The sequence below is a fragment of the Muriicola sp. genome, from assembly GCF_041567615.1.
In the GTDB taxonomy this organism is placed as follows: Bacteria; Bacteroidota; Bacteroidia; order Flavobacteriales; family Flavobacteriaceae; genus Muriicola.
Window position 1 is genome coordinate 1 of sequence record NZ_JBFGBM010000221.1, and the last position, 3,709, is coordinate 3,709.

General features: G+C 49.0%; 2 protein-coding genes and 1 pseudogene. All 3 read right to left on the bottom strand.

Features of this window, described 5'->3' with window-relative positions; translation table 11 throughout:
• A partial coding sequence (locus ABYP73_RS12110) for a TIM-barrel domain-containing protein (RefSeq protein ID WP_372974501.1) occupies window positions 1-1,447 on the bottom strand: 1,447 nt, incomplete at its 3' end.
• Window positions 1,448-1,548: 101 nt separating this feature from the next.
• A complete protein-coding gene (glgB, locus tag ABYP73_RS12115; protein WP_372974502.1) occupies window positions 1,549-3,444 on the bottom strand; it encodes a 1,4-alpha-glucan branching protein GlgB in 1,896 nt (631 codons plus the stop codon).
• A gap of 10 nt (window positions 3,445-3,454) precedes the next feature.
• A pseudogene (locus tag ABYP73_RS12120) lies at window positions 3,455-3,709 on the bottom strand (trehalose synthase); the annotation flags it as partial.

The following is a 3,709-nucleotide window of genomic DNA, read 5'->3' on the forward strand; positions in this document are numbered from 1 at the left end:
CACCCGTCCATGTGGAGGAGAACCGCTGCGTACCTGAATATGCCGCCCTGGTAATCACAAAGGGCCTTTTGGGGTAGACGTATTTCTTGACGCCTTCATACGTAGCCCTGACCATTTGCATCCCGTATACGTTATGCGCTTTTCTGTGGCTGCAGGGATGGCCGTCAAAGTCGTGGCGGGTATCCAGAGGGGCAGTCTTGGTGGGAACTTCCATAACCGCCGGTTCATTCATGTCATTCCAGACCGCATGAGCACCCACTTCAGACATAAGTTCCTTGTAAAGACCTGCCCACCATTCCCGTACTTTGGGATTGGTAAAATCGGGGAAGTTACATTGTCCGGGCCAGACCTTTCCGCTCATCAGGGGTCCGTCTGCCCGTTTGCAGAAATAATCGTTCTTCACTGCCTCCTGGTACACCCAATAATCTCTGTCTACTTTGATCCCCGGGTCGATCATAACCACCGTCTTGAATCCGTCCTTGTTCAATTCCTTGATCATACGCTTGGGATCGGGGAATTTGGTCTTGTCCCAGGTAAAACAACGGAACCCATCCATATAATCGATATCGAGATAGATGGCATCACAGGGGATCTTAAGTTTTCTGAATTTGCTGGCGATCTGTTTGACGCGGCTTTCAGGGAAGTAACTCCATTTCGACTGGTGGTAACCCAGGGCCCATAGGGGCGGTAACTCAGGTGTTCCTGTCAGATCCGTATAGGACCTCACCACCCGCGACATGGCCGGGCCGTAGAAGAAATAGTAATTCATCTCCCCGCCTTCGGCCCAGAAACTCGTGACATTCCGCCTTTCGTGAGCAAAATCGAAATGGGTCTTAAAAGTATTGTCGAAGAATATTCCGTAAGCGATGTTGTTGTGCAGGCCGATATAAAAAGGCACTGCCTTGTAGAGTGGATCCTGGTCCTTCCCGAAGGCATATTGGTCCGTTACCCAGTTGTGCACCCTTTTTCCTTTCAGGTTGAAGTGGGTGGCCTTGTCTCCCATCCCGTAGAAACTCTCCCCGCTCTGGGTGATCTTGCTCATCTTGACGGTGTTGCCCCCAAAGGCGTAGTTCTCCTCGTAATGGAAACCCAGCTCATCCTCATTGATGATATTCCCTTCGAGATCAGAGATCTGTACCCGGAGGGATTTCTTATCGACCAGGATCCTCACCTTGGAGGTCCGGATCAGGTATTCCGTCTCCGTTTCCTCGGGCTCAAAATGGCTGTACCCTCTGGGTGCAGTCGGACTTATAGCATAGGAAAAATCGGGTTGAAAAACATGGTCCGTGGCATACCTGAACCTGATGGTGCTGTTCCGGATGAGTGTTATTTCGAGGATGACACCATTTTCAGTGGTGAAGTAAAATTTATCGGAGTCCTGTTTGAAGTCGGCTATTTGATCGGGGTAGAGATTCCCCTTGTATTCCAATTCCGTATTCGTGATCATGCGCAGTTGTCTTAACGGTCGAACAAAAGAAAGACTTTCACCGTAATAATGGAAACGATACCTCTATCATTTATAAACTACAACGATATAGTGGGCCTTTGTCAGTGGAAAACGACCATGCCGAGGGGCGGAATATTCACCTCAATGGACTGTTTATGCCCATGCCAGGGTTCCTTGGCGACTTTCCTGATGGTGTTCTTCATGCCGCTTCCCCCGTACTTCGCAGCATCGGTGTTAAAGACCTCCTTGTACTGCCGGGTCCTGGGTACACCTATGCGGTAGTTCTCCCGGGGCACGGGCGTGAAATTACAGGCGATGAGCAGGTCATCTTTTTCATCATGTCCTTTCCTCAGATACGTGAGCACTGAATTCTGGGCATCACCGTAATCGATCCATTGGAAGCCCTCGGAACTAAACTGTTTCTCGTAAAGTGCCGGGTGTTTCTTATATAAGGCGTTGAGGTCCTTGATCAGTTCCTGAATTCCTTTGTGGTAATCGTATTGCAACAGGTGCCAGTCCAGGCTGTTCTGGAAATTCCACTCGGAGGATTGTCCGAACTCCGCACCCATAAACAAAAGATTGGTCCCCGGGTGGGTGAACATATAACCAAAGAGCAGTCTAAGGTTGGCGAAACGCTGCCATTCATCCCCCGGCATTTTGTAGAGGAGGGACTGTTTTCCGTATACCACCTCATCATGGGAGAAAGGCAACATGAAATTTTCGGTAAAGGCATAGGTCATGCTGAAAGTCAGGTCATTCTGGTGATGGCGCCTGTAGATGGGTTCTTTCTTAAAATATTCCAGTGTATCGTGCATCCACCCCATCATCCACTTCATCCCAAATCCGAGTCCGCCTATGCTCACTGGTCTTGAGACCATGGAGAAGGAGGTGGATTCCTCAGCTATCGTCTGGACACCATCAAAATTCTTATAGACCTCCTCGTTCAGTTCCCGAATAAGAGAAATGGCTTCCAGGTTCTCGTTGTTCCCGTAGATATTAGGTTCCCACTCTCCTGCCTCACGGGAATAATCCAGGTAAAGCATGGAAGCAACAGCGTCTACCCGCAATCCGTCTACGTGAAACTGTTCCAGCCAGAACAGGGCATTGCTGATCAAAAAGGCCCTTACTTCGTTTCTTCCGTAATTGAATATCAGGGATTTCCAATCTGGGTGATATCCCCTCCTTCTGTCGGGGTGCTCATACAGGTGGGAGCCATCGAAAAATCCGAGTCCGTGCGCGTCTTCAGGAAAATGAGAGGGTACCCAGTCGAGGATCACTCCGATCTCGTTCTGATGCAGGGTATCGATGAGTTTTTTGAGTCCTTCAGGTTCTCCAAATCGGGAAGTCGGGGCGAAGTACCCCGTAAGCTGATACCCCCAGGAAGGATCATAGGGGTATTCCATGACCGGCATAAACTCCACATGGGTAAAATTCATCTCCTTTACGTACTGAACCAGTTCTTTGGCCAGCTCCTCGTAGGTCAGAAATTCATTTTTCTCATTCCTCTTCCAGGATCCCAGGTGGACCTCATAAACAGAAAAAGGGCTGTCAAGACTGTTTTTTGACTTCCGCGAATCTATCCATTTGGCATCCTTCCATTTATAGCTCTTGTCCCATACGATGGATGCCGTCTTCGGAGGTTGTTCCGAATAGCGGGCGAAGGGATCGGCTTTCTCGGTCTTGATATCGTTGTTGTGTGAATGGATCTTGTACTTATAGCGGGTACCGGCCATGACCCCCGGGATAAAGCCTTCCCATATACCGCTGCCATCCCATCGTACGTTGAGCTTATGATCCCCTTCAATCCAGTAATTAAAGTCGCCTACCACGGAAACCGCCTTGGCAGAGGGGGCCCAGACGGCAAAATAAGTCCCTTTCTCTCCGTTAACCTCCATAGGGTGAGAGCCCAACTTTTCATAAAGCCTGAAGTGCTTTCCGGCCTTAAAGAGGTTGATATCGAAATCCGTAAACAGGCTGTGAGGTATTACCTTTCCCATGTTTCGTCAGTTATTTAGATTCATTGATTATGCTCATGATTCCCTGCAGGGGTATGACCGCCCACAAGGGTCTGGAATTCATTTCGTAACCCAGTTCGTACACCGCCTTTTCCAGCATGCAGTATTTCAGGATAAAGATACGCTCCTGGGCGTAACCGATATTGATATTGTGTTTCTGGATCAGGTCTACGTAGGTCTCAAGAAAGACACCTACAAAATAATTGTAAAGGATTTCCCCGGCCTTGAACAGTTCTTCCCTGGAATA

Excerpts from the sequence above, each read along its gene's own strand:
- glgB (WP_372974502.1), bottom strand. The coding sequence starts at position 3,444 with ATGGGAAAGGTAATACCTCACAGCCTGTTTACGGATTTCGATATCAAC.